26 protein-coding genes are annotated in these 26,187 nt (G+C 68.4%); 13 read left to right on the forward strand and 13 right to left on the reverse strand.

What is annotated here, in order from left to right; all coding sequences use genetic code 11:
* Positions 1-180 precede the first annotated feature (180 nt).
* Positions 181-2,364 (forward strand): FUSC family protein, encoded by a 2,184-nt coding sequence (locus CFB45_RS23180; RefSeq protein ID WP_089427556.1) that lies wholly within the window; start codon positions 181-183, stop codon positions 2,362-2,364.
* Between the two features lie 137 nt (positions 2,365-2,501).
* Positions 2,502-2,714 carry a hypothetical protein gene (locus tag CFB45_RS23185; RefSeq protein WP_034191451.1) on the forward strand — a complete coding sequence of 71 codons (213 nt, stop codon included), beginning with the start codon at positions 2,502-2,504 and terminating at the stop codon, positions 2,712-2,714.
* 129 nt (positions 2,715-2,843) lie between these two features.
* Here the strand turns inward: CFB45_RS23185 and CFB45_RS23190 are convergent, their stop codons facing one another.
* Both CFB45_RS23190 and CFB45_RS23195 read right to left on the reverse strand, forming a co-directional pair.
* A complete protein-coding gene (locus CFB45_RS23190) occupies positions 2,844-3,953 on the reverse strand; it encodes a P1 family peptidase (RefSeq protein ID WP_089427557.1) in 1,110 nt (369 codons plus the stop codon).
* A 72-nt stretch (positions 3,954-4,025) separates the two neighbouring features.
* Complete coding sequence (locus CFB45_RS23195) at positions 4,026-5,432, reverse strand: APC family permease (protein ID WP_089427558.1); 1,407 nt, start codon at positions 5,430-5,432, stop codon at positions 4,026-4,028.
* A 141-nt stretch (positions 5,433-5,573) separates the two neighbouring features.
* Between CFB45_RS23195 and CFB45_RS23200 the strand changes: the two genes are divergently transcribed.
* Together CFB45_RS23200 and CFB45_RS23205 are read left to right on the forward strand one after the other, a co-directional pair.
* Positions 5,574-6,374: a helix-turn-helix transcriptional regulator gene (locus CFB45_RS23200; RefSeq protein WP_089427559.1), complete on the forward strand. Its 801-nt coding sequence runs from the start codon at positions 5,574-5,576 to the stop codon at positions 6,372-6,374.
* Between the two features lie 138 nt (positions 6,375-6,512).
* Positions 6,513-6,896: a hypothetical protein gene (locus CFB45_RS23205; RefSeq protein WP_089427560.1), complete on the forward strand. Its 384-nt coding sequence runs from the start codon at positions 6,513-6,515 to the stop codon at positions 6,894-6,896.
* An 81-nt stretch (positions 6,897-6,977) separates the two neighbouring features.
* Here the strand turns inward: CFB45_RS23205 and CFB45_RS23210 are convergent, their stop codons facing one another.
* From CFB45_RS23210 to CFB45_RS23220, 3 genes are read right to left on the reverse strand one after another with little or no spacing between them, the layout of a single operon-like run.
* Positions 6,978-7,289, reverse strand: coding sequence for a panthothenate synthetase (locus tag CFB45_RS23210; protein WP_089429103.1), 312 nt, complete (start codon positions 7,287-7,289; stop codon positions 6,978-6,980).
* Between the two features lie 36 nt (positions 7,290-7,325).
* Positions 7,326-7,535 (reverse strand): hypothetical protein, encoded by a 210-nt coding sequence (locus CFB45_RS23215; RefSeq protein WP_089427561.1) that lies wholly within the window; start codon positions 7,533-7,535, stop codon positions 7,326-7,328.
* Positions 7,523-8,950, reverse strand: coding sequence for a cytochrome P450 (locus tag CFB45_RS23220; RefSeq protein WP_089427562.1), 1,428 nt, complete (start codon positions 8,948-8,950; stop codon positions 7,523-7,525). The genes CFB45_RS23215 and CFB45_RS23220 overlap by 13 nt, the downstream gene beginning before the upstream one ends.
* Before the next feature lie 87 nt (positions 8,951-9,037).
* Between CFB45_RS23220 and CFB45_RS23225 the strand changes: the two genes are divergently transcribed.
* From CFB45_RS23225 to CFB45_RS23245, 5 genes are all read left to right on the forward strand, one after another.
* On the forward strand, positions 9,038-9,973 hold the full coding sequence (locus CFB45_RS23225; RefSeq protein ID WP_089427563.1) for a helix-turn-helix transcriptional regulator: 936 nt from the start codon (positions 9,038-9,040) through the stop codon (positions 9,971-9,973).
* Between the two features lie 306 nt (positions 9,974-10,279).
* Positions 10,280-11,164 (forward strand): LysR substrate-binding domain-containing protein, encoded by an 885-nt coding sequence (locus tag CFB45_RS23230; RefSeq protein WP_089427564.1) that lies wholly within the window; start codon positions 10,280-10,282, stop codon positions 11,162-11,164.
* 182 nt (positions 11,165-11,346) lie between these two features.
* Entirely contained in the window at positions 11,347-12,279 is a 933-nt protein-coding gene (locus tag CFB45_RS23235; protein ID WP_218828883.1) for an AEC family transporter, read from the forward strand.
* A gap of 125 nt (positions 12,280-12,404) precedes the next feature.
* Positions 12,405-13,340, forward strand: coding sequence for a DMT family transporter (locus CFB45_RS23240; protein WP_089427566.1), 936 nt, complete (start codon positions 12,405-12,407; stop codon positions 13,338-13,340).
* A 286-nt stretch (positions 13,341-13,626) separates the two neighbouring features.
* On the forward strand, positions 13,627-14,001 hold the full coding sequence (locus CFB45_RS23245; RefSeq protein ID WP_089427567.1) for a COG4315 family predicted lipoprotein: 375 nt from the start codon (positions 13,627-13,629) through the stop codon (positions 13,999-14,001).
* 159 nt (positions 14,002-14,160) lie between these two features.
* On the opposite strand, the gene CFB45_RS23250 is transcribed toward CFB45_RS23245, so the two are convergent.
* Both CFB45_RS23250 and CFB45_RS23255 read right to left on the reverse strand, forming a co-directional pair.
* Positions 14,161-15,678 (reverse strand): CoA-acylating methylmalonate-semialdehyde dehydrogenase, encoded by a 1,518-nt coding sequence (locus CFB45_RS23250; protein WP_089427568.1) that lies wholly within the window; start codon positions 15,676-15,678, stop codon positions 14,161-14,163.
* A 49-nt stretch (positions 15,679-15,727) separates the two neighbouring features.
* Positions 15,728-17,083, reverse strand: a complete 1,356-nt coding sequence (locus tag CFB45_RS23255) for an aspartate aminotransferase family protein (RefSeq protein WP_089427569.1) — start codon at positions 17,081-17,083, stop codon at positions 15,728-15,730.
* Between the two features lie 105 nt (positions 17,084-17,188).
* On the opposite strand from CFB45_RS23255, the gene CFB45_RS23260 reads away from it, so the two are divergent.
* A complete protein-coding gene (locus CFB45_RS23260; protein ID WP_089427570.1) occupies positions 17,189-18,139 on the forward strand; it encodes a LysR family transcriptional regulator in 951 nt (316 codons plus the stop codon).
* Positions 18,140-18,245: 106 nt separating this feature from the next.
* Here CFB45_RS23260 and CFB45_RS23265 read toward each other — a convergent pair whose 3' ends face one another.
* The 3 genes from CFB45_RS23265 to CFB45_RS23275 are packed head-to-tail and all read right to left on the reverse strand — an operon-like array spanning position 18,246 to position 20,324.
* Positions 18,246-19,484, reverse strand: a complete 1,239-nt coding sequence (locus CFB45_RS23265; RefSeq protein ID WP_089427571.1) for an MFS transporter — start codon at positions 19,482-19,484, stop codon at positions 18,246-18,248.
* The gene (locus CFB45_RS23270) at positions 19,481-19,816 is read right to left on the reverse strand and encodes a hypothetical protein (protein ID WP_089427572.1); all 336 of its coding nucleotides are present in this window, start codon (positions 19,814-19,816) and stop codon (positions 19,481-19,483) included. The genes CFB45_RS23265 and CFB45_RS23270 overlap by 4 nt, the downstream gene beginning before the upstream one ends.
* A 37-nt stretch (positions 19,817-19,853) precedes the next feature.
* On the reverse strand, positions 19,854-20,324 hold the full coding sequence (locus CFB45_RS23275) for a MarR family winged helix-turn-helix transcriptional regulator (protein ID WP_089427573.1): 471 nt from the start codon (positions 20,322-20,324) through the stop codon (positions 19,854-19,856).
* A gap of 171 nt (positions 20,325-20,495) precedes the next feature.
* On the opposite strand from CFB45_RS23275, the gene CFB45_RS23280 reads away from it, so the two are divergent.
* A complete protein-coding gene (locus CFB45_RS23280) occupies positions 20,496-20,987 on the forward strand; it encodes a 2,4'-dihydroxyacetophenone dioxygenase family protein (RefSeq protein ID WP_089427574.1) in 492 nt (163 codons plus the stop codon).
* Positions 20,988-21,085: 98 nt separating this feature from the next.
* Here CFB45_RS23280 and CFB45_RS23285 read toward each other — a convergent pair whose 3' ends face one another.
* Both CFB45_RS23285 and CFB45_RS23290 read right to left on the reverse strand, forming a co-directional pair.
* On the reverse strand, positions 21,086-22,234 hold the full coding sequence (locus CFB45_RS23285) for an epoxide hydrolase family protein (RefSeq protein WP_089427575.1): 1,149 nt from the start codon (positions 22,232-22,234) through the stop codon (positions 21,086-21,088).
* Between the two features lie 76 nt (positions 22,235-22,310).
* The gene (locus CFB45_RS23290; protein WP_089427577.1) at positions 22,311-23,270 is read right to left on the reverse strand and encodes a GlxA family transcriptional regulator; all 960 of its coding nucleotides are present in this window, start codon (positions 23,268-23,270) and stop codon (positions 22,311-22,313) included.
* A 136-nt stretch (positions 23,271-23,406) separates the two neighbouring features.
* Here CFB45_RS23290 and CFB45_RS23295 point away from each other — a divergent pair, with 136 nt between their 5' ends.
* On the forward strand, positions 23,407-24,207 hold the full coding sequence (locus CFB45_RS23295; protein ID WP_089427578.1) for an SDR family NAD(P)-dependent oxidoreductase: 801 nt from the start codon (positions 23,407-23,409) through the stop codon (positions 24,205-24,207).
* 265 nt (positions 24,208-24,472) lie between these two features.
* Positions 24,473-24,769, forward strand: coding sequence for a hypothetical protein (locus tag CFB45_RS23300; protein WP_089427580.1), 297 nt, complete (start codon positions 24,473-24,475; stop codon positions 24,767-24,769).
* A 21-nt stretch (positions 24,770-24,790) separates the two neighbouring features.
* Here the strand turns inward: CFB45_RS23300 and CFB45_RS23305 are convergent, their stop codons facing one another.
* The gene (locus tag CFB45_RS23305; RefSeq protein WP_089427581.1) at positions 24,791-26,131 is read right to left on the reverse strand and encodes an MFS transporter; all 1,341 of its coding nucleotides are present in this window, start codon (positions 26,129-26,131) and stop codon (positions 24,791-24,793) included.
* Between the last annotated feature and the right edge of the window lie 56 nt (positions 26,132-26,187).

A 26,187-nucleotide genomic window follows, 5' to 3' on the forward strand; every position in this document is an offset into this window, starting at 1 on the left:
GGAGCCGCTATTTTCCTCCACGGGATGCGACAGATTGTTACTCCGGCTGCAACTATCGTTTCCCCGCAGCTGCGTTAATGCGCGGGCGCCGCACTCCTACAATCGGCGCCTCAACAGTCGAACGGACCCGTTCGGACGTGCCAGGCACCTCGCCAGGCCCCGTACCGGCCCCCTCTTTTCATGAAGCCACAACCTGTGATCGAGCGTCATTCCATCGAACCGGCACGATGGAGGACCTGGCTCGATCCACTCGGCGACGCGGCACGCGACTGGGCCGCAAGCGACGGGCTGATCTGGCTGCACCTCGCGAAAACCGTGTTCGCGGCGCTCCTCGCGATGGGCATCGCGATGCGCCTGGAGATGTCGCAGCCGCGCACGGCGATGACGACCGTGTTCGTGCTGATGCAGCCGTTGTCGGGGATGGTGTTCGCGAAGAGCTTCTACCGCGTGCTCGGCACGGCGGCCGGCCTCGTCGCCGCACTCGCGCTCGGCGGGCTGTTCGCGCAGCAGCCCGAGCTGTACATGGCCGGCATCACGCTGTGGATCGGCACCTGCATCGCGCTCGCGGTGCGCAACCGCCACTTTCGCTGGTACGGCTTCGTGCTCGCCGGCTATACGGCCGCGCTGATCGGCCTGCCGTCCGTGATGACCCCGCAGACGCTGTTCCAGTCCGCGCTCACCCGCGCCGCGGAGGTCGCGCTCGGCATCGCGTGCTCGGGTGCGGTCAGCGCGCTGATCCTGCCGCTCAGCTCCGCGAAGGCATTGATGCGTTCGCTGGGCACCCGCCACGCGACGTTCGCGGCATTCACGGCCGGCGCGCTCGCCGGCGACGTCGCGCGCGGCGATTTCGAGCGGCGCTTCGCCGATTTCGTCGACGACATCGTCGGCTTCGAGGCCAACCGCGCGTTCGCATCGTTCGAGGATCCGCACATTCGCGCGCGCAGCCGCCGCCTCGCGCGGCTGAACAGCGAGTTCATGAATGCGTGCACGCGGCTGCATGCGCTGCACCAGCTCATCAAGCGATTGCGCGCCAATGGCTCCGACGCGGTGCTCGATGCGCTGGCGCCGCACGTCGATGCGCTCGCGCAGCGCTTCGCCGCACTGCGCGACGAGCGGCAGCGCGGCATCGCGCCGGCCACCGGCGCACTGCTCGAACTGCGCCGCTTCCACAGCGCGTTGCCGAAAGCCGCGCGTGCATCGCGGCGAACCATCGAGGAGCACGCTGCCGGCGGCCTGCTCGACTTCGATACCGCGATCGAGCTGCTGTACCGCTTCATCGGCGAATATCTCGGCTACGCCGACACCTATGCATCGCTCGACCAGGACGATCACGCGTTCGAGCGCTCGGTCACGCACTACGCGGTGAAGACCAATTCGTTCTTCGTCGGGTTCGCGTTCCTGCGCACGATCGTCGCCGTCGGCGCGATGAGCGCGTTCTGGCTCGCGTCCGAATGGCCGAGCGGCCCGCTCGCCGTGATCGCCACCGCGATCGCGTGCGCGCTCAGCTCGACGTCGCCGCGCGCGCCGAAGTTCGTCGCGCAGATGAGCGTCGGCGCGGCGTTCGCGACTGCGGTCGGCTATGTGTTCCTGTGCTACGTGTATCCGAACATCGACGGGTTCCCGCTGCTGTGCGCCGCGCTCGCGCCGGTGCTCGGCCTCGGCGCGTTTCTCGCGATGCGGCCGGGCTTGTCCGGCTACGGGATCGGCTTCGCGGTGTTCTTCTGCCTGCTCGCGGGGCCCGACAACGTGATCGCCTATACACCCGAGGTGCTGATCAACAACGGGCTGGCGATCGTCGTCGCGATGCTCGCGTGCTCGCTCGTGTTCGCGGTCGTCTTTCCTACCCACATGCCGTGGCTCACGGGTCGCATCGCGCACGACCTGCGCCGCCAGGTCACGCTGGCGTGCGAAGGGCCGACGGAGCGCCTCGCGCAGCGCTTCCAGTCAAGCACGCACGACCTGATGGCGCAACTGCGCACGCTGCTCGTGCGGCGCACGCGGCAGCATCGCGATGCGCTGCGCTGGATGCTGTCGACGCTCGAGGTCGGCCACGCGGTGATCGACCTGCGCGACGAACTGAACGCGTTCTGCGCATCGAAACCACCGCAAACGCTGCGCTGGACCGGCTCGATCGACGCGGTGCTGCACGAGTTGCCGCGCTTCTTCGACGACCCGACGCCCGGCCACCACGCGCGCACGCTGAAATCGGTGAACCTGGCGATCCGCGCGGCGCAGCACACGCTGCAGGCGTGGTATGCGGTGCCCAACGAGCGGCACCGGATGCAGCGCATCGTCGGCTGCCTGCACTTCATGCGCAGCGCGCTGCTGGACAAGGATGCGCCATTCAACCGGCACCGCCATTGACGATCGGTGCGCGCGCAACGGGATCCTTGTTCCGGATGGAAATAAGCTCTACAGCCGCGGTGATTAATCTTTAAGCAGTGCGAGCCTATAGTTTCCTCACTGCCAGCGAGACTGGCACCCACCCAGGAGAAACCAAAATGAAGCCGCTGCACCTCGCCCTCGTTGCCCTGTCGCTCACCGCTGCTGTTGCTCACGCACAGCCGGCACCGGCAGACGCCGCACCGCAACAGGCGAACCGCGCCGAAGCCGTGAAGGCCGCCGGCCGCGTCGATCGTTCGCAATCGAAGCAGGAAGACCCGAACGCGTGTGTCGGCCCCGTCAGCTTCTGCAACATCTACTTCGGCAGCTGAGCATGACGCCGCGTCGTCACGGCCAGGCCCGCACCGCCCGCGTTGCATCCATGGGCGAGCGGCGGCCCGGCCGCTCGCCGCATCGCCGCTCCCCTGCGCGCCGCTTCGATTGAAGCGGCGCATGCCGTTTCAGGCGCCGCGCCCCGGCCGCCAGCCCACCTCGCGCAACGCATCCAGCAAGCGCGCCTGCCCCAGCCCTTCGACCCGCGCCCCGCGCGACTCGACGTCGCCGCCCGCGACGAGCGCATTCACGATCGCTTCCTCCACCGCTTCCGCCGCCGCCACGAACAGCGCGGAAATATGGTCGTTGTTGACCATCTTCACGCCCGTGGTCGGCGCGCCCTTGCTGCCGTAGTTCGCCGCCGGCAGACCGTCGTTGCCCGTGGCGAACGCCAGGAAGATGTCGCCGCTCGAATCCTCCGTACCGCCGCCGACGCGCGCCAGCCCGACGCTCGCGCGCTGGGCGAGACGCGTGCACTGGTGCGGGAGCAACGGCGCGTCGGTCGCGATCGTCACGACGATCGAGCCCATCCCGGCCTCGCCCTGCGCGTCCGGCGCGCGGAACGGCGACGGCACGTGCCGCAGCACTTCGCCGACCGGGTAGCCGGCCACGCGCAGCATCTCGCGCACGCCGTAGTTCGCCTGCACGAGCGCGCCGACGGTCCAGCCGCCCGCCTCGGCCGCGAGCACGCGCGACGCGGTGCCGATGCCGCCCTTGAACTCGTGGCAGATCATCCCCGTGCCGCCGCCCACGCCGCCTTCGGCAACCGGCCCCGACTGCGCGGCGGCCAGCGCGCGCTGCACATGCGCGGCGCTCACGTGCTGGCCCCAGATATCGTTCAGCAGCCCGTCGTAGGTTTCCATCACGACCGGCATGCACCAGTACACGCGGCCGGCCGCCGCTTCGCGCTCGTTCGCGACGAGCGCATCGCGCACCGCGCCGACGCTGTGCGTGTTCGTATAGGCGATCGGCGTGGTCAGCAGGCCGGCCTCGCGGATCCATTCGAGCCCCGTCGCGTCGCCGTTGCCGTTCAGCACGTGCACGCCCGCGAAGCACGGCGAATCGTGCGCGGCGCCCGCGCGCGGCTCGATGACGGTGACGCCGGTGCAGATCGACGCGTCGCCGTTCTCGACGTTCAGCGTGCAATGTCCGACCCGCACGCCCGGAACGTCCGTGATCGCGTTGAAGCGGCCCGGCGTGCCGAGTCCGATGCGGATGCCGAGATCCCTCGTGCGCATGATGCAATTCCTCCCGTCTTTCAATGGTTCGGTGTTTCGATGATTCGGTACGGCAAGCTGTCGATCCCGCGTTCAGAGCGTGCGGAAAGCCTCGCTGTGGCGCGCCCAGACCGCATACATCACGAGTGCCGCGACCAGCAGCCCCGCGATGATGATCAGGTCGGTCGGCTTCGTGGCAGTCGCCAGCGTCGTGTAGAGCGTATAGGCCGCGCCGATTACCGCGACGAGCGGCGTCACGGGCCACAACGGCATCCGGTAATGATGTTCGACGTCACGGCGCACGAAGCGGCTCGCGAGCGCGGCCAGCCCGACGACCAGATAGATCAGCAGCAGCAGGTCGACCGTGAACGCGGTCAGCTCGTCGAGGCTCGACACGAACACGAGCCCCGCCGACGGCACCGCGAGCGCGATGGTGGCGAGCCAAGGCGATTCGAAGCGCGGATGGATCGTCGAGAAGGCGCGGTTGCAGGTGCGTGACCAGAGCGCATGCCGGCCGCTGCTGTACAGCAGCCGGCCCATCGTGATCACGATCGCGATGATCGCGTTGAACACCGACAGGAAGATCCCGCCGCTGACCACGCGCGACACGGCCGGGTTGCTCAGCGAGCGCACGACATAGCCGATCGGGTCGGCGCTCTTCGTCAGCTCGGTCAGCGACGGCGCGCCGAGCACGATCGCGGTGAGCGGAATCAGTTCGACGACGAGGATCACGAGCAGCGAGTAGATCACCGCCTTCGCGACATTGCGGTTGCCGCCGCGCAGGTCTTCCGCGAGATAGGCGGCCGAGCCGAAGCCGTTGTAGCAGAAGATCGCCGTGCCGATCGCCGGGACGATCGCGGCCAGCGTCGCCGGCACGAGCGCGTTGCCGCTCGCGACGACCGGCGCGATCAGCGCGTCGGCGCCGCGATGCGGCGAACCGAAGCCGAGGCCCGCGATCAGCATCAGCACGCCGATCTCGACGACGAGAAACGCGCCCGTGATCCACGCGTTCGTCTTGATGTTCAGCATGCCGAGCAGATAGCTGAGCAGCACGATAGTCAGCGCGACCGACTGGTTGCTGAAATGCGTGCCGAGCGCGTTGTTCAGATAGGGCGCGGCGCCGCTCGCGAGCACGGCGGGGATGAACACGCTGACGGACAGCACCGTGATGAAGGTCAGGTAGCCGGGCAGCGTGCCGAACACGCGCTTGGCCATCACGTACTCGCCGCCCGCGCTGCGGTGCGCGGCACTCAGCTCCGCGTAGCAGAGCGCGAACGCCAGCGCGAGCACGCCGCCGAGCAGGAACGACAGCACGGCGCCGCTGCCGGCCTGCTGGATCGCGAACGGCGCGATCACGAAGATCGAGCTCGCGGGCGTCACGCCCGATACGGTGATCATCACCGCATCGCGCACGCTGAGCGTCTGCGACAGCGCGCGCGGCGCGTCTTCCGTTGCAGGCGCCGCTTGCAGCGTGCCCGTCGATTCCGACATCATCGCCATTTCGTTCTCCTGTGCTTGGGCCAATCCTTTGCCACTTTTTTTTGAACGCCCATACTCGGGCCCGATTGATTGCGTGGCAGTCTAGGAAGCCAATTTCAGGACCGCTATTCCCCCTTCGTGTTACGCCCTTCCGGTGGTGGTATGGATCGTCTCTTTTCCGAAATCGCGATGCACCAGGCGCTCGGCCGCGCAATCGATCATCTCGGCCAGCCGCGCTTCTGGCGGTTCCTGGTGCTGCTGCTCAATGAAATGGTGCCGTTCGACAACGCGCTCGCGACCGCGATCGGCCGCGACGGCGTGCCGCTCGTGCTCGACGAATACGACACGGGCGGCACCGACGCCGCATCGCCCGTGCCGCTCTACCTGAACGGCGTGTATCTGCTCGACCCGTTCCTGCAGGCCGCGCACGACGGGCTAGCCGACGGCTGCTACCGGCTCGAGGAAGTCGCGCCCGACCTGTTCCGGCAGAGCGAATATTTCCTGAGCTACTTCCGCGACGCGGTCGGCGACGACGAGATCCAGATCCTCGTGCGGCCGAACGCCGACACGCTGCTCTCGCTGTCGCTCGGTGCGGGCACGCGGTTCGACGTCGAGCCGCTCGGCAAGCTGACGGCCGCGATGCCGTGGGTGCTCGCGGCGATCCGGCAGCACTGGCGGCTGGTGGGCGACGCGGCGCGCGCGACGCCCGATGCCGATCTCGGCGCGCGGGTCGAGCAGGCGCTTGCCCGCTTCGGCGCGGGCGTGCTGACCGATCGAGAGATGTCGATCGCGCGAATGGTGCTGCGCGGCAATTCGTCGAAGGCGATTGCCGAGCGGCTGGCGATATCCCCCGAAACGGTGAAGGTGCACCGGCGGCATTTGTACGCGAAGCTCGGGATTTCGTCGCAGCCCGAGCTGTTTTCGCGCTTCATCCAGGCGCTGGGGGAAGACGCGGCCGGATGACTGCATCGGTGCCGGCGGATGGCAACCGGCGTGGAATCGGGCACACTCCGTGAAGCGCCGCATGCCGGGGTCCTCCGGTAACGCCGATGCGGATGCACCGTCGACAACAGGATTGCCCGACAACAGGAGCCCCGATTCATGTCGCTCATTCCGATCATCGGACTTGGCTGGCTGCTGCTGTGCGCGATCAGTGCCGTATCGATCGTGCTCATCCCGCCGGCGGTGCTGGTCGCTTGCCTGATGGGCAAGAACGTCTGGTCGATCCTGACCCGCGGCCGGCTGCAGTTCGCGTTCCTCGCCTACCTGGGCTCCGCGCCGGTGCCGGCCGTCTTCACGTTCCTGCTGGAAGCCGGCGCCTCGGCCGGGAGTCACGGCGGCGTGGCGTCCGACAGCCTGCGCCAATGGAACGAACAATTCTTTTTCGTGTTCGTCGCGGCCGCGGCACTGAGCGGCCTGCTGTTGCTATTACGGCCGAAAGACAGGCAAACAGCGAACGCCGAACCGTCGCAACCGGCGCGATAGCCGGCACGCGAACGACGGCGCGCCAAGCCGCCTGCACGGGTCTCGAGCAGGGGCATCGTCATGCGCTGATGTCCGCTATGTCTATGTCGACTTCCACTTCGCGCCGATCTGTGCGAGCCCGGCGTTCTTGAGATCGTCCGGCAACATCACCACGCGGAACTCGCAGTCCGCGTTCAGCATCAGGAACCAAGGCTCCGCGAGCGCCGGGATCTGCGATGGATCATTCAGGTCGACGATCACGACCGCCCCGCGCCCGCCGTTCTGCTCCGTGAAATACACGGCCTCCGGCTTGACCGCTTCGAGTATTCGCCCGATCACGTCGCCGACGCTGCCGTCGCGCACCAGCGTGTTGAACGGCTCGTGAGGGATTCGTATGTTGAGAAGCATGCGCATGACCATCCTCCTTGGGCTGCGCCCGGCCTGGGCCCTTCAAGCATAGGTGCTGCGCGATGCCGCGCCAGTGGCGCCGAACGCAGCGGCCGGCACGCGTTTACGTTCCGACGATTCGATTTCGTTGCGTGTCGCGAACAGCAAGCGTTCGCGACACGCGAATCGGCCGAGCCTGCCGTCGCGTTCGATATCTGTCGTCGACTCAGCGGCCCGCTCGCCCGGCCGCGCCGTGCGCATCACGCGGAACACCCATCCGCCGCCGGCGCGATCGCGAGATGCAGCGGCCGGTCCGGCCGCAGCGTCACGTTCAGCACCGGCCGCGGCGGCTTCATGCCGGGCGGCGCCGACAATGCGTAGCGCTGCAGGATCATCGCCGCGACGACCGTCATTTCCGTCATTGCCAGATGCTGCCCGAGACACACGCGCGGGCCTGTGCCGAACGGCATGTAGCTTCCGCGCGGCGCAGCCGGCGCGTCGTCGGCAAAACGCTCGGGGCGAAACACGTCGGGCGCGTCGAACCCTCTCGCATCGCGCTGCATGAGCTGCAGCGGCAGCATGAACAGCGTCCGCGCGGGAAACTGCCACGGCCCCAGCACGATCGGTCGCGACGCGCGGCGGCTGATCAGGATCGGCGCGGACGGATACAGGCGCAGCGTTTCCTCGAGCGTGTGCGTCAGGTAGCGTAACGACGCTCGCGTCTCGGCGGACGGTGCGCAACCGCCCAGCACGCGTGACACTTCATCGCGCGCGGCGGCCTGCGCCGCCGGATTCGTCGCCATGCACCACGCCCACCAGGTCAGTGCCCCGGCCGTCGTTTCGTGGCCGGCGAGGAACGCGGTCATGCATTCGTCGTGCACGGCCTGCAGCGGCCAGCGCCGCGCGTCGTCCCGATGCAGCCGCAGCAAGCGCGACAGCAGATCGTCGGGCCACGCTCGCGCCGGCAGGTCGAGACGCGCATGCAGTTGCCGGTCGATCAGCCCGTTCAGCACGGCCATCGCCCGGGCCTTGCCGCGCTTCCACGGTACCCAGTCCGGCGTGCTCGCGGGCCAGTAGAAATCGGCGTTGGCCGCCGCGCTCACCGCTCGCACGGCTTCCTCGGCCGCACGTGCGTCGTCGCCGATCGCGTCGGAGAACATCGTGCGCATGATCACGTCCATCGCCAGCGACGTCAGCGCGCTTTCGATCGGCCAGTCCGGATCGCGCGCGGGCCACTGCGCAAGCGCATGTCCGGCCGTCGCCGCGATCGACGGCACGAACGTCTGCACCGCCTTCGGCATGAAATTCGGCTGCAACGCCTGCCGCTTGTCGCGCCACGCGTCGCCTTCGGCGATCAGCACGCTATGGCCGTGGACCTCCGCAAACACGCGGACGGCCCGCTCCCAGCGCCCGAGCGCATCGTGATGCGTGACCAGCAGTTCGCGCACGAGCGCGGGATCGGTCACGACCACCGCATGCTCGGGCCACACGCGCACGTGCACGACGTCACCGTATGCGCGCTGCCAGCCGGCCAGCGTGCCGAGCAGGTCGCGCGACATCGCGCGCAGCAGCCCCCAACCCGTCAGGCCGGCACGCGGCCCCGGCGGCCATACGCCGGGCGGGTGAAGCACGGGCGCCGCAGCAGCGCCCGTATGGAATGGACATGAGGATGTGGATCGTGTGTTCATGGGCCGGATTGTCCGCACCGGCATGGCGGCGGTCTTGAACGCAAACGACATCGACACGCGTCGGGCCGCTCCCTATACTCCAGCGTCATGTTCTCCGACCCGTCATCGATCCCGCTGTCGTGCCCCGATCCGCTGGCACGCGCCCCTCGCGCGCCGGGCGACGGGCGGGCGCCGCATGGACGGCTGTACCCTGCGCCGGCTGCCCTGCAGGGCGCGGTGGTCGCGATCGTGTTGCACGATACGCGCGGGATCGCATTGAGCGACGCGCAGCGGCTCTCGCATTTTCCGGCCACGCCGCTCGTGTGCGTGTCGTGGTATCGGGATCTCGACGTGGGCTTCGTCGAACACACGGCCGACGGGCCCCGGTGGCGCCCCTTCGGTGCCGCCGTGACGCTGTCGGGCAGCCATTCGGCCCCTACCGTGGCCTGGGCGCCGACGGGCGGACGGATCGGCATGCTCTGCTTCACCGCCGATGCGGCACGGGCGCTGTTCGGCGTCGCGCTGGCGGACATCCACGATCGCGTGCTCGACGCCCATGCGTGCCTCGGCCACGACTGGCATCCGCTGCTCGACGCGCTGGCCGGCGCGGACCGCGATGCCGATGCGCTGGCGGCGATCGAACGTCATCTTGCACCGCGCTGGCAGGCGTTACGGCCCGCGACGCCGCTGTCGTCGCTACGCAATGCGGGACGCAGTTGGGTCGAGCGCCTCGCACTGCAGGCGCGCGAATGGCGGGATACCCATAGCCCGCGGCAGGTCGAGCGGCGGATCAAGACCTACAGCGGCCGATCGCTGCGCGAATGGCAAACGCTCGTCAAAACTGAAAGCGCGTTCTTCGCGGCGCGCGACCGGTACGAAGCCGGCGCCGCGTTCAATTGGGCCACGCTGGCGCTCGACGAAGGGTTCGCCGACCAGGCGCACCTGAGCCGCGAGGTCAAGCGCATCACGGGGTTCTCGCCGAGCGAATTCACGCAACGTTTCATCGAGGACGAATCGTTCTGGATGTATCGGCTGTGGGTGTAAGGCGCCGCGGACGACACATTGCGCCGGCGTGCAGCATCGCTCGACACGCCGGTACGGCACCACTCGCTTGTCCGGCTAAAGCATTCCAGAAATCAAACCGTCATTCCAGGGAATCCCCGAACGCTCGCGACTCATCGACGACTCGCAGCGCACGCCATGCACGCCGGTTGCCCGATTCGGGACGCGCGGGCATGATGTCGCGAACCCTGGCGGCGGCCCTGTGAACGGTTTCCCGCAACGCGCTGCAAATCGCGCCAGCCGGGATCCGCTTCGCACACGGCTGCTTCTGCCCACCTCCGCCCGCCCATGTCATTACGCGCATTCAGAACGCTGGTCGCCATCGCCCGACACCGCACATTCGCGCGCGCCGGCGAAGCCATCGGCCTCACGCAATCGGCGGTGAGCCTGCAGATCAAGACGCTCGAAAGCGAATACAACGTGCAGTTGTTCGATCGCTCGCGCCGGCAGCCGGTGCTCACCGAGGCCGGCAACATCCTGCTGGCGCAGGCCGAGCAGGTGCTCGCGCTGGTCGACCGGATTCCCGATGCGCTCAGCGACGAGAAGAAGCTGGTCGGCCGCCTGCGGATCGGCGCGATCCAGACCGCGCTGTCCGGCCCGCTGCCCGACGCGCTGCTCGCGCTGCGCGCGGCGCACCCACGGCTGCGCGTGCACGTGTCGGCCGGGATGTCGGCCGAACTCGCGAACCGCGTCGCGGCCGGCGAACTCGATGCGGCGATCACGACGCGCCCCGTGCGCCCGCATCCGGCGGAACTGACGTGGACCACGCTGTACGAGGATCGCTTCTGGCTGCTCGCGCCGCCCGACCAGGCGGAACGCGATGCGGTCACGCTGCTCGATTCACTGCCGTTCATCCGCTTCGATGCGCAGGCATGGGCCGGCCGCATGATCGCCGCCGAGCTGCGCCGCATCGGCGTGCGCGTGCGCGAGGAGATGGTGCTGGACAGCGCGGAAACGATCGCGCGCATGGTCGCGAGAGGGCTCGGCGCGGCGATCGTCGCGCTCCCCGATTCGACGCTCGCGCGGCTGCCGCCCGTCACGCGCTTGCCGTTCGGCCAGCCGCAAATGGGGCGCGCGGTCGTCCTGCTCGAACACCAGTCGCGTCCGGCCGAGCGTTTCGCACGTGCGCTGGCCGCCGAAGTCACTGCGTCATCGATGAGAATTTCTCATTGAACACCCGATAATTCACCATTATTCCTGTTGCTTGCACGTGTTAACTTGGCGGCATCGTCACTCTTTCGATTGCGTGTCGCCATGTTGCCCGCCGGATGGATTCCCGCCTCGTTCCGCCGTTTTGCGTGCCAGCCACTCGCGGCGGCCCGCACCGCCTGCACGGCTCGCGTGAAGGCGTGTCGATGATCGGCCCGATCCTGCTCGCGCTGGCACCGGTTGCGCTGCTGGTCGCGTTCGGCCACGGCCTGCGGCGCACCGGCTTCCTCGGCGACGCGTTCTGGCCGCAGGCCGAGCGGCTGTGCTACTACGTGCTGCTGCCCGCGCTGTTCGCGGACGGCCTCGCGAACGCACGGCTGCAATCACTGCCCGTTTTACCGCTCGCGGCCGCGCTGGTCGGTTCGACCGCACTCACCGCGGCGCTTCTCCTGCTGGTCCGCCGGTTCGTGCGGGTCGACGGCGCCGGCTTCACGTCGGTATTCCAGGGCGCCGTGCGCTTCAACAACTATGTCGGCACCGCGCTCGCCGCCGGCCTGTTCGGCGCAAAAGGCATCGCGCTCGCGGCCGTATGCGTCGCGGCGATCGTCCCGACCGTCAACCTGATGTGCGTGCTGGTGTTCGCACGCTACGGCGACACGCGGCTCGGCGCGGCGGCACTCGTGCGCCAGATCCTGTCGAATCCGCTGGTCGTCGCGTGCGCGCTCGGGATCGCGATGCAGGCCGGCGGCGTCTCGTTCCCGGCGGCCGTCGCGCCGGCCGTGCGCGCGCTCGGCGTCGCGTCGATGCCGCTTGGCCTGCTGTGCGTGGGCGCGGCACTGAGATTCGATGCGGCGCGGGCGTGGCTGCAGCCGGTGTGCGTCGCGTCGGCGTTCAAGTTCATGGCGATGCCGCTCATCACGCTCGCCGCCGGCCGCCTGCTCGGGCTCGGCGATGCGGCGCTGACCGTCGCGCTGCTGTTCCAGGCACTGCCGACGTCGTCGGCGTCCTACATCATGGCGCGCCAGCTCGGCGGCGATGCGCCGCTGATGGCCGGCATCACCGCGTTCCAGACGGTCGCCGCGGCGCTCGCGATGCCGGTCGTGCTGAGCACGCTCGCGTCGGCGCCCGGGTTTCGCTGACGACGCAGCGCCGCCCTCCTTCCCCCTGAATCCAGGCTGCCAGCCGGCCATCGCGCGATCCCGCATCGTCGGCCGCGCGCGGTCGCTCACGCGTGGCCGCAGGCACCCACCGAGAAACCCTTCACATGAACGCGCCCGCCCCACCCGCCGCCCTCGTCGCCACCCGGCCGCACGCGGCCATCTACGTGAAGCTCACGCTCGTCGCGCTGTTCTGGGGCGGCACGTTCATCGCAGGTCGGATCCTGGCCGCGACGATGTCCGCGACCGCCGCGGCCACCGGCCGCTTCGCGATCGCCGCGCTGCTGCTGGTCGTGCTGACGTGGAAGATCGAAGGCGGGCTCCCGAAGCTGAGCGGCCGCCAGGTCGTGACGACCTTCGGGCTCGGCGCGACCGGCATCTTCCTGTACAACGTGTGCTTTTTCGCGGCGCTGGCGCGGATGCCGGCGGGCCGCACCGCGCTGTTCGTCGCGCTGAACCCGGTGGCCACCGCCGTGCTGCTGTCGATCGTCGTGCGCGGGGAGCGCCTGTCGCTGTCGCGCTGGGCTGGCATCGCCGTCGCGCTGTCCGGCGCGCTGGTCGTGATCAGCCGCGGCGACTTGCTGCGGGTGCTGACCGATCTCGGCAACACGTTCGGCTCGGGCGAACGCTTCATGCTGTGCGCGGTGCTGAGCTGGGCCGCCTATACGGTGATCGGCCGACGCGCGCTCGACGGGCTGTCGCCGCTCGCGGCCACGACGTATGCGGCGCTGTGGGGCCTCGCACTGCTGATCGGCGCGCATCTGTTCAGCGCGCCCGCCGGCAGCGGCACGCCGCTGACGTGGCAGGCCGTCGCGTCGATGCTCTACCTCGGCGCGATCGGCACGGTGGTCGCGTTCGTCTGGTATTCGCAGGGCATCCGCGAACTCGGGCCGGCCCGCGCGGCCGTGTTCACCAACCTGGTCCCCGTGTTCGGCGTGCTGCTGTCGGTCGCGTTGCTCGGCGAGCCGTTGTCGCCGTCGATGCTGGCCGGCGGTGCGCTCGTGATCGTGGGCGTCGCGTTGACCAATCGCGCGCGGCGCTGACGTATCGGCATGCGCCCGTCGCGCCTAAGGGGACGGATGTCAAATCCCGGCGCCGGAGCATGACGGCCGTTGTGTCACGCCCACGCGCGGCCGATACGCCCCCGATGTTCTCGCAGCCCCGCCAAAAACCGCCTATCGTGAATGGAGCGCCCCGTTCATCGCCACTCGACCCTGCGTCGCTCGCACCGGCGGTAACGGCACCGCGTTCCGGCACCATTCATCGCGATCCCGGCGCACGCTCGCCCGTGCGCTATCGCGGCCGCCCACCGGATTACAGGAGGCCCTCATGAAAGCCGCGCTGCTCGTCAGTTCCGCCCTGCTCGCCATTGCATCCGCTTCGGCGTCGGCCCAAGGCTCGATCACGAAAGTCGAAAACGGCGCGCTCGTCGCCGCAAACGGGATGACCGTCTACGCATTCGACCAGGACAAGCCCAACGCCGGCACCAGCGCCTGCACCGGCCAATGCGAATCCTTCTGGCCGCCCTACAAGGCCAGCGCGACCGATGTCCCGGTCGGCCCCTACACGATCATCAAGCGCGATGACGGCAGCCCGCAATGGGCGTACAAGGGCAAGCCGCTGTACTTCTTCTCGAAGGACATGAAACAGGGCGACCGCAACGGCGACAACTTCAAGAACATGTGGCACGTGGTGGCGCCATAACCGTCCTTCCGCCCCCTTCCGCGCGCGCCGCGCGGACGTAAAAAAACCCGCGCGGATCGTCGATCCGGGCGGGCCTTGTCGCGGTCACGCCGGCCGCATTGCGTTGCGTTGCCCGCCGTCAGGCAGGCGGACGGGCGACGCATGCAGCCGGGTGGCGCGTCAGCGGTTCGACGGGAAGCTGAACACGGTGCCTTCGCGCACGCCGGCCGACGGCCAGCGCTGCGTGATCGTCTTGCGCTTCGTGTAGAAGCGCACGGCGTCCGGGCCGTACGCGTGCAAATCGCCGAACAGCGAACGCTTCCAGCCGCCGAACGAGTGGTACGCGACCGGCACCGGCAGCGGCACGTTGATGCCGACCATGCCGATCTGGATGTTGTCACCGAAGTAGCGCGCGGCCTCACCGTCGCGCGTGAACAGGCACGTGCCGTTGCCGTACTCGTGCGCGTCGATCAGCGCCATCGCCTCGTCGAGCGACTTCAGGCGGATCACGCCGAGCACGGGCCCGAAGATCTCGTGCTGGTAGATCGGCATGCCGGGCTTCACGTTGTCGAACAGGCACGGGCCGAGGTAGTAACCGCCGTCGTGGCCGTCGACCTTCACGTTGCGGCCGTCGACGACGAGCGTCGCGCCCGCTGCCACACCGGCGTCGACGAAACCCGTCACCTTCTCGAAATGCTGCTGCGTGACGAGCGGACCCATGTCGACGCCCGCGCCGTTGCCCGGGCCGACCTTCATCTTCTCGATCTCGGCTTTCAGGCCCGCGACGACCTGGTCGCCCGTCTCGTCGCCGATCGCGACGACCAGCGGGATCGCCATGCAGCGCTCGCCGCACGAACCGTACGCGGCACCCATCAGCGCGTTCACCGCGTTGCCGATGTCGGCGTCCGGCATCACGACCGCGAAGTTCTTCGCGCCGCCGAGCGCCTGCACGCGCTTGCCGTGCGCGCAGCCGGTCGAATAGATGTACTCGGCGATCGGCGTCGAGCCGACGAAGCTCACCGCCTTCACGCGCGGGTCGGTCAGCAGCGTGTCGACCGCTTCCTTGTCGCCGTTCACGACGTTCAGCACGCCCGGCGGCAGGCCGGCCTCGAGCGCCAGCTCGGCCATGCGCAACGTCGACGACGGCGTACGCTCCGACGGCTTCAGCACGAACGTGTTGCCGCACGCGACGGCCATCGGCCACATCCACAACGGCACCATCACCGGGAAGTTGAACGGCGTGATGCCGGCCGCGACGCCGAGCGCCTGGAACTCGCTCCACGAATCGATCGCGGGGCCGACGTTCTTGCTGTGCTCGCCCTTCAGCAGTTCGGGCACGTAGGTCGCGTATTCGACGTTCTCGATCCCGCGCTGCAGCTCACCCATCGCATCGGCGAGCACCTTGCCGTGCTCGGCGGTGATCAGCGCGCACAGCTCGTCGGCGTGCTCCTCGAGCAGCGTCTTGAAGCGGCTCATCACGCGGGCGCGCTTCAGCGGCGGCGTATTGCGCCAGGCCGGGAATGCGGCCTGCGCGGATGCGATCGCGGCTTCGACGGTCAGCTTGTCGGCGAGCGCGACGCTCTTGTGCGATTCGCCGGTGGCCGGGTCGAACACCGGCTGGACGCGGCTGCCGCCGTCGACGCGCTTGCCGTCGATCAGGTGGCCGACGGTGGAGGTTACGTTGCTGTCGTGTTTCATCGTTGAGGCTCTTTCGTGAATTCGGTTATCGCTCAGGGCAAGCCGCGGCTCAGTCCACTTCGTTCAGTGCATCGGACAGCGCGTTGACCAGGTTGTCGATCTCGCGCTTCTCGGAGATGAACGGGGGCGCCAGCTGGATCGTGTCGCCGCCGTAGCGCACGTAGAAGCCCTTCGCCCAGCAGCGCATCGCGATCTCGTACGGGCGCCGTGCCGGCTCGCCGGGCAGCGCCGCGATCGTCAGGCCGGCTGCCAGCCCGTAGTTGCGGATGTCGGTGATGTGGCGCTGGCCCTTCAGCCCATGCACCGCCGCTTCGAAATGCGGCGCGAGATCGCGCACGCGGGCCACCGCGTCTTCCTTCACCAGCAGGTCGAGCGCCGCGACGCCGGCCGCGCATGCGACCGGGTGCGCCGAATACGTGTAGCCGTGCGGGAACTCGAGCATGTACTCGGGGCCGCCCGCGGCCATGAACGTGTCGTAGATTTCCTTCGTCGCGATCACGCCGCCGAGCGGCTGCACGCCGTTCGTGACCTGCTTCGCGAAGTTCATGATGTCCGGCACCACGCCGAACGCATCGGCGCCCGTCATCGCGCCGGCCCGGCCGAAGCCCGTGATGACTTCGTCGAAAATCAGCAGGATGTCGTGCGCGGTACAGATGTCGCGCAGGCGCTTCAGATAGCCCTTCGGCGGCACGACCACGCCCGCCGAACCGGAGAACGGCTCGACGATCACGGCCGCGATGTTCGATGCATCGTGCAGCGCGATCAGCTCGAGCAGGCGGTCGGCCAGCTCGGCACCGTGCTCGGGCATCCCGCGCGAGAACTTGTTCTCGGCGAGTTGCGTGTGCGGCAGGAAGTCGGCGTCGAGGCCCTGGCCGAACAGCTTGCGGTTCGGCCCGATCCCGCCGACCGAGATGCCGCCGAAGTTCACGCCGTGATAGCCCTTCTCGCGGCCGATCAGGCGCGTCTTCGTGCCCTTGCCCTTCGCGCGCCAGTAAGCGCGGGCCAGCTTCAGCGAGGTATCGGCCGCTTCCGAGCCCGAACCCGTGAAGAACACGTAGTCGAGGCCGGCCGGCGTCAGGTCCTTGATCTTGTTCGCCAACTCGAACGATTTCGGATGGCCGAACTGGAATGCCGGCGCGTAGTCGAGCTGCGCGACCTGGCGGCTCACGGCCTCGACGATTTCCGTGCGGCCGTGACCCAGGCCCGTGCACCAGAGCCCCGACAGGCCGTCGAAGATCTTGCGGCCTTCGGCGTCCGTGTAATACGCGCCCTTGCCCGACACGATCATGCGCGGATCGGCCTTGAACTGGCGGTTGGCAGTGAACGGCATCCAGTGCGCGTCGAGCCACGCGGCGTCGGTGCGGAGGTTGGTTTCGTCGTGCTGGGCGGTGGTGATGTCGGTCATATCGGTCGGCGCGGGGCGCCCCTCCTCCTTATGTTGATATTGCGCATTGTCGGGAGGCCAATTAGTCTTTTGAATATCGCAATATCAATGTTCACTTGCGCATCTATGCAAGCAAAGCAACCGAAGAGTCGCGCGCTGCTCGGGCAGCTCAGCGACATGGATCTCCGCCTGCTGCGGGTCTTCAAGGGCGTCGTGCAGTGCGGCGGGATGGCCGCGGCCGAACTGGAACTGAATATCGGCATCTCGACCATCAGCCGGCACGTGAAGGATCTGGAAACGCGCCTCGGCCTCGTGCTGTGCCGGCGCGGCCGCGCGGGCTTCACGCTGACGCCCGAGGGCCAGACGGTGTACGAGGAGACGTTGCGGCTGCTCGCGTCGATGGAAGCATTTCGCAGCAGGATCGACGGCATTCACGACCGGATGGGCGGCGAACTGCACATCGCGGTATTCGACAAGACGGCCACCAACGCGAACGCACGGCTCGGCGACGCGATCCGCCAGTTCGCCGACGAAGCGCCCGACGTCGCACTGAACCTGCATGTCGCGTCGATCAACGAGGTCGAGCGCGGGATCATCGACGGCAGCTATCAGGTCGGGATCATTCCCGCACACCGCAACTCGGGCAGCCTCGTGTATTCGGAGCTGTTCGACGAACGGATGCTGCTCTATTGCGGCCGGCAGCATCCGCTCTACGATGCGCCGCACGGCAAGCTCACGTGGACGACGATCCGCAACCATGCGTTCGCGGGCCTCGGCTTCCATTCGCCGAACATGGAGCTGAGCCATCGCGCGAAGCTCACGCGCAGCGCGACCGCGTCGGACCAGGAGTCGATCGCGACGCTGATCCTGTCCGGCCGCTATCTCGGCTTCCTGCCCGACCATTACGCGGAAAGCTTCGAAAACAAGGGGCTGATGCAGCCGATCGCGCCGCACCGGTTCAATTACCTGTGCCGGTTCGTGAGCCTGCTACGGCGCTCGCCGCGGCCGTCGCGGGCTGCGTTGCTGTTTCAGTCGTGCCTGGAAGCCGCGCATGCTGCGGCGCGGCCGGTCGCTTAACGGCCGTCGTGGCTGAATGGCTGAATGGCTGAGTGGCTGAACGGCTGAACGGCTGAACGGCTGAACGGCTGAACGGTTGGGCAGCCTACGTCGGTTTCACTGCCGGTCAAGCGCCGTCGCCCGTGCCCGCCTGCGCACGCATCCGCTTCATGAAATGCGTCGCGACGAGCGCCGCGGCAAAACCGGACATCGCGCCGACACCGAGCGCCCAGCGCGGGCCGAGATGATTCGCGACCCAACCGGCCACCGGCGCGCCGATCGGCGTGCCGCCGAGCGCCACCGCGAGACGCAGCGCCATCACACGCCCGCGCATCGCCGGCTCGGTCGATAGCTGCACGAGGCTGTTGGTCGAGTTCATGAAGGTGATCGCGGCGATCCCGGTCAGCACGAGCGCGGCGCCGAACAGCCAGTAACCCGGCGCCAGCGCCGCCAGCGTGCAGCCGAGCCCGAACAGCGCCGCGCCGATCCACAGATGCCGGAAACGCGGCCGGTCGCGGCGCGCCGCGAGCAGCGCACCGGTGATCGTGCCGACGGCCATCATCGACGACAGCACGCCGAAGCCGCGCGCGTCGACGTGAAACACGCTGGCCGCCATCGTCGAGATGAACAGCTGGAAATTGAGCCCGAACGTGCCGATCAGGAACAGCATCACGAGGATCGCCTTCAGGTCCGGGCGCTGCCACACGTAGCGGAACCCGTCGAGCAGGCTCCCGCGCGTGCGGTCGGCTCGCGCATGCGCGCGCAACTCGTCGGCACGCAGCATCGACAGCGACGCCAGCACCGCGACGAAGCTGAGCCCGTTGAGCAGGAACGCCCAGCCGGTGCCGACCGACGCGATGATGAAGCCGGCCGCCGCCGGCCCGATCATCCGCGCCGCGTTGAACGACGTCGAGTTGAGCGCGACGGCGTTCGCCAGTTCCCGATCGGCGACCAGCTCGGCAACGAACGTCTGCCGCACCGGCGCATCGAATGCCGACGCACAGCCGAACAGGAACGCGAACAGATACACGTGCCACAGCTGCGCGACGCCGGTCACCGTCAGCAGCCCCAGCAAGAGCGCGAGCCCGCCCATCAGCGCCTGGGTCGCCATCAGCAGCTTGCGCTGGTCGAAACGGTCGGCCGCGTAGCCCGTCCACGGCAGCAGCAGAAGCTGCGGGCCGAACTGCAGCGACATCACGATGCCGACGGCCGACGCGTCGTGATGCGTGAGCTGCGTGAGGACGAGCCAGTCCTGCGCGGTGCGCTGGATCCACGTGCCGATGTTCGACACCAGCGAGCCGATCGCCCACACGCGATAGTTGAAGCTGCGAAGCGAGCGGAAGACGCCCGCCGCCGGCACGCTCATGGCCGCTCCCGGTCGGGCTCGTTGCCGCCGTGCAGCTCACCGAAGCGCCGCGCGAGGAACAGGCCGAGCGCGAGGACGCCGAGGCCGAACGCCGCCGCGTCTGCCGTGATGCGGAGATCGAAGTCGCCGACCCGGCACACCAGCACGTAGGCAATCACGAGGTTCGCGACACCCCACAAGACATTCACGGTGGACGACGACAACCCGCGCCCGGGCGGATTCGCGAACGGCGTCTGGAACGGCTCGCCGCGCAACCCGCTGACGAGATGCGGCACGACGTTCGCGAGAAACGCGCCGCCGAAGAAATACGACACGAGATGCGGGAGGTTCATGTTCGGGCTTTCCTTGCGGCAAACGGGGCGAGGCGGTTTACGGACGCGCCGGTTCCTGGAATTCGGCGAGCCGCTGCAGCAGTTTCACGGCCGACGCGAGCTCGGCCTGCTCGGCCTCCGACAGTTGCGCATGCAGCGCGCGGAACAGCCAGTCGTCCTTGGCCGCGCGGTTGGCCTGCAGCGCCTTGCGGAAACCGGGCGTGAGCGCGATCAGCGTCTGCCGGCCGTCGGTGGGATCGGGCTCGCCGCTGACGGCGCCGAGCGTCTCGAGCGTCGCGACCGTCACGCGCATCGACTGCGGCCGCACGCTTTCGGCGCGCGCGAGCGCCGACACGGTCGCGGGGCCGTCGCGGTCGAGCCGCAACAGCACCGATTTCTGCGATGACGTGAGGTCGTTCGGGTGGACCTGCTCCCGCATCCGCCGCATCAGCTTGCCGACGGAGATGCGAAGTTCGCCGGCGAGACCGGCCAGTGGGAGCGCTTCGGAAGGAGGCAATGGCGTGTTCATAAATTCAAGATAACAGATATACAGTCAAACTGTACAGTTTGGCTGTATATTTCAAGCTGTAAGGATCGCCTCGTCGCATGTGCTCGAAAGCCAACGCTATACGTCCCGCTCGGCTGCACAAGCCGTGCTCTGCGATAATGCGGGCTCCCCATTTCCGCTCCACCGCCCGCCATGACGCAGCCGTCCGTCCCGCTCTCCACCGACCTGCCGCCGATCTCGTGCCTGCCCGGCGACGCGCTGCCGTGGCTGCCGATGAGCGCCGACCTGCCGGGGCTGGCGATCAAGTACCTGCACATCAATGCGGCCGAGGACACACTCACCGCGCTGCTGAAGATGCCGGCCGGCGGCACGCTGCCGCGCCACCGTCATGAAGGCGAGGTGTTCGTCCATACGTTGCAGGGGGCGTGGCGCTACCGCGAATACGACTGGGTGGCGCACGCCGGCTCGACGGTGCTCGAGCCGGCCGGCTCGGTGCATACGCCGGAAACGCTCGGCGCGCCGGGTGAGGACGTAATCACGCTCAACGTGATGCGCGGCGATCTCGTGCTGCTCGACGACGACGGCCGCGAGACCGCGCGCGAGAACTGCCGCGTCGCGCTGCTGCGCCAGCGCAAGCATGCGCGTACGGCGCCGGACGACGCCGCGCCGTTCGTCACGCGCTAAGGCAGGCGCTAACGCAGGCGCCGCCGTCGCGTCGCGATCCGCCCGCACTCCCTGTCGACCGGATGGCCGCCGGTGCGCTGCGCCGGCCGACCCGATCGTCACCGAAAGCGCCGGAAAAACGTCCGAATATCGTCGGCCAGCCGATCCGGCTCTTCCATCGCCGCGAAATGGCCGCCGCTCGGCATGTCGGTCCATTGCACGACGTCGAACACGCGTTCCAGCCAGCTGCGCGGCGGACGGCTGATTTCCTTCGGAAAGCGCGCGAACGCGACGGGCACCGTCACGCGTTGCCCGGCCGCGAAACGCATGGGCTGCAGCCGGTTTTCCCAATACATCTGCATGGATGAGCCGATGCAGCCGGTGAACCAGTAGAGCGAGATGCCGGTCAGCAGCGCATCGTGCGAAAACCGCCGTGCGACGTCGCCGTCGCAATCGCTCCACGCGCGGAATTTCTCGGCGATCCAGGCGGCCAGTCCGGCCGGCGAATCGTTGAGCGCGACGGCCAGCGTCTGCGGCTTCGTCATGTGCACATGCGCGTAGCCGCCTTCCAGCGCGGCCCACTCGCCGCGCTGCGTCACGAAGGCCCGTTCGTCGTCGGTCAGCGGCACGGCCGCGTCGGCCGGAGGTTCGTAGCTGCCGGGCAGGTAGTTCAGATGGATGCCGTCCACCCGGTCGGCATGCCGCGCGCCGAGCGCGATCGACACGCCTGCGCCGAGATCGCCGCCTTGTGCGCCGAAGCGTCGATAGCCGAGGCCGGACATCAACGCCGCCCAGCAGTCGGCGACCTGCAGTGCCGACATGCCGGGTGCCGTTGGCGCGGGCGAGAACAGGAAGCCGGGCAGCGACGGGACGACGACATCGAACGCGTCGTCAGGATCGCCGCCGAATGCCGCCGGGTCGCACAGGCGCTCGATCAGCGCGGCGAATTCGAACACGGAGCCCGGCCAGCCGTGCGTGATGACGAGCGGATAAGGTTTCGGTCCCGCCCCACGCCGATGGATGAAGTGCACGCGCTGCCCGCCTGCGTCCGCGACGAACTGCGGCAACCGGTTCAGCGCACGTTCCACCGCGCGCCAGTCGAAGCGCTCGGCCCAGTAGTCGGTCAGTTCGCCCAGCCACGCGCCGTCCACACCCTGCTGCCACGGCTCGGCGGGCGTGAGCAACGGCGGGCGGTGGGCGCGCAGGCGCCGACGCAGGTCATCCAGCGCGTGATCGGGTATCGCAATGTCGAACGGCTCGGCGTGCATGGTGTCTCCTCGCGAAACGTGCCGGAGATTCTGCGCGATTTTTCCGACCTTCGCTGGCGTCTCGCGCCCGCGGGCATCAGCCCGCTTCCCGCTCCTCCGCACGCGCGTCGCGCCGCATCGCCTGCGGCGGAACGCCGAACCCGCGCACGAACGCCTCGCGCATGTGGCGGCGGTCGCGAAAGCCGTTTTCCTTCGCGATCACGTCGAGCGAGTGGCGGCTCTGCTCGATCATCAGTCGCGCCCCCTCCAGCCGCAGCCGCTCGATCGCCTTCGCCGGCGACTGCCCCGTTTCGAGCATGAACACGCGGCTGAACTGGCGCGGGCTCAGGTGGACGGCTTCGGCGAGATCCTCGACGGTCAGCGCGCGGCCGAGATTCTGCCGCGCGTAGTTCAGCGCGTTCTGGATCCGGTCGGATTTCGGCGCGAGCTCCAGCATTTCGGAATGCTGCGACTGGCCGCCGGCGCGCCGCTGGTGCATCACGAGCTTGTGCGCGACCGACCGGGCGGCATCGGCGCCGAGATCCTTTTCCACCATCGCGAGTGCGAGGTCGAGGCCGGCCGTCATCCCGGCCGACGTCCAGATCGGGCCGTCGACGATGTAGATCCGGTCGTCCTCGACGCGGATCTCCGGATAGCACCGCTGCATGTCGCGGCCGAACGCCCAGTGCGTCGTCGCGCGGCGCTGTGCCAGCAACCCGGCTTCGGCCAGCACGAACGCGCCCGTGCAGATGCCGGCGATCCGCCGCGCGCGTGCGCTGGTGCGGCGCAGGAACGTGACGACGCCGGCCGGCGCCGGCGAAGCGAGCGGATCGTTGACGCCCGCGACGATCCACGTATCGACGGCGATCCGCCCGCGCAGCGCGTGCGTGGCGACCGGCAGCCCGAGCGACGAGCGCACGTCGCCGCCGTCGACCGAATAGTTGGCCATCCCGTAGAACGGCTCGCTCATGCCCATGTTCGCGTACTCGAACACCGATTGCGCGGCGAGCGCCATGATCTGGAAGCCGTCGCTGATCAGAAAGCCGATGCGGTGCATGTGGAATCTCCCGTCCCGGGCGAATGGGTCGACCCGATGTCCGGAATCATACCCATCTACGTCATTTGTGTCGCACCGATTCGGGACCAGAATGGCTTCACGCCATCCGGCCATTTCCCTCGAAACGGAGCACATCATGACGCAAGCACATCGCGGTACCGCCCTCATTACCGGCGCCTCGTCGGGCATCGGCGCCGTCTACGCGGACCGCCTCGCGCGCCGCGGCTACGACCTGATCCTGGTCGCACGCAACCGCGACCGCCTGGCCGCCCTCGCCGACCGCATCACGAACGACACGCAGCGCAGCGTCGAGATCATCGACGCCGACCTCAACGACCGCACGGCACTCGCCGCCGTCGAGGCGAAGCTGAAGCAGGATGCGAGCATCACGCTGCTCGTGAACAACGCGGGCATCGGCACGCACACGCCGCTGCTCGACAGCGACGTCGATGCGATGACGCGGATGATCGACCTCAACGTGACCGCGCTCACGCGCCTCACGTATGCGGCGGTGCCAGGCTTCGTCGCCCGCGGCAACGGCGCGGTGATCAACATTTCGTCGATCGTCGCGATCTCGCCGGAAACGCTGAACGGCGTGTACGGCGGCAGCAAGGCGTTCGTGCTCGCGTTCAGCCAGTCGCTGCATCACGAACTCGCCGACAAGGGCGTGCAGGTGCAGGCCGTGCTGCCCGGCGCGACCGCCACCGATTTCTGGCAAACGGGCGGCCTGCCGCTCGAGCACCTGCCGAAGGAAATCGTGATGTCGGCGACCGACATGGTCGACGCGGCGCTGGTCGGCTTCGATCGTGGCGAACTCGTGACGATCCCGTCGCTGCACGCGGGTGACGAATGGGCCGCGTACGAGGCCGCGCGCCGCACGATGGCGCCCCACCTGTCGGCCGACACGCCCGCGCCGCGCTATTCGACGGCGGGCTGAGCACGCGACGCTCGCAGGTCGAAAGCAATAGCCGTTTCGAAGCCCGGGAGGTGCTGCGGAACACGGTGATACGTGGCGAATTGCCCGTCATCATCCGAAGTTCGGCGGCACGTTTCCGGGCATCTGCAGATTGATGAGTTCGTCCGCGGGAACGCGCACCGGATTGTTTCCCGATCTGCGTGGCGTCCCGCCGCCCCCGTTGCTCGACATATTCGGGACGGATCGTGTAGGCTGGCGCCCCTGCTCCTACACACCCCGACTCGCCATGGACAATGCCAAACGAACCGCGCGCATCGCGTCAGTTCTTCTCGTCGTCGCGCTCATCGAGCTGCTGGCGCTGCTGTTCGGCTACGGGTTCGCCAGTTCGATGGACGATCCGTACATGGGCCTTCGCGTGCTCATCACCGCGTTCTTCTGGGCGGCAGGCCTGTCGGTCATCGGGGTCATGGCGGCAATCGCGTGCCTGTCGATCGACCAGCAGGCGCGCGGCGGCACGATCTACTGGGCGCTGGCGCTGCACGGCCTGATCGTCCTGCCCGGGCTGTTTATGACCTTCCACTGACCCGCACCGCCACCGCCCGCGTCACGCCGATTCCGCACGCGGCACTGCCCGCACGCCCAGCAGCATCGCGACCGCGCACGCGGCCAGCAGCGCCGCGATCATCAGCATCGCCGGGTCCATGCTGCCGGTTCTCGTGCGGATCAGCCCGACGAGCCACGGCGTGATCATGCCGCTCGACACGCCGATGCTGCTGATCAGCGCGATCCCGCCGGCCGCGCCCGCGCCGGAGAAATACGCGGACGGCACGGCCCAGAACACCGGATGCGCGGCGAAGATCAGCATCGCCGCGACCGACAGCAGCGCCATCATCGCGACGATGCTCGACAGGTGCAGCGTCAACAGCGCGAGCGCCACCGCGCCGCCGAGCGCACATGCCGCGAAGTGCCAGCGCCGTTCGCGCTTGCGATCGGAGCGCCGCGCGATCGCGATCAGGCCGGCCGCGCCGATCGCATTCGGCACCACCGACAACAGGCTGATCTGCACGACGTCGTGAATGCCGAATTCGCGGATCATCAGCGGCATCCAGAACAGCAGCATCAGGAGCGCGGTGGTCAGCGAGAAATAGATGAATGCGAACAGGTACGTGCGCGGTTCGGCCAGCACCTGCCGCAGCGAATGCGGCGCCGGCGTCCCGGCACCGGCGCGGTCGGCGGCGAGGTCGGCCGCGAGCCGCTGGCGGTCGGCGTCGGACAGCCAGCTCGCCTGCTCGGGACGATCGCACAGCCAAAACCAGGCCATCACGCCGAGCAGGATCGCGGGAGCGCCTTCGATCGCGAACATCCACTGCCAGCCGTGCAGCCCGAGCACGCCCGACATCCCGCGCATCAGCCAGCCCGACAGCAGCCCGCCGACCATCCCCGCCACCGCGACGCCCGCGTAGAAGATCGACAGCACCGACGCGCGCCGGCGTGCCGGATACCAGTACGTCAGGTAGAACACCACGCCCGGAAAGAACCCGGCCTCGAACAGCCCGAGCAGGAAACGCAGCACGTAAAAGTGCTTCGCGCTGTCGACGGTGATCATCGCGACCGACACCGCACCCCACAGGAACATGATCCGCGCAAACGTGCGGCGCGCGCCGAAGCGGCGCAGCAGCGCGTTGCTCGGCACCTCGAACAGCACGTAGCCGACGAAGAACAGCACCGCGCCGAGGCTGTACATCGCATCGGTCAGGCCGAGATCCTGCCGCATCTGCAACTGCGCGAAGCCGATGTTGCTGCGATCGAGGATCGAAACGATGTAGCAGATGAACAGGAACGGCACGATTCGCGCACCGATGCGGCGGTACAGCGCGTCGTCGTCCGTTGAAGCGATACCGGACGCGACGGCACGCGCGGCGTCCGCTTGAAGAGGGGCTGACATCGATCGTCTCCTCGCTGGGTTCGGGTACGGGACTCACACGTCGTGCCAGTCGCCGC

The sequence above is a fragment of the Burkholderia sp. HI2500 genome (assembly GCF_002223055.1).
GTDB lineage: Bacteria > Pseudomonadota > Gammaproteobacteria > Burkholderiales > Burkholderiaceae > Burkholderia.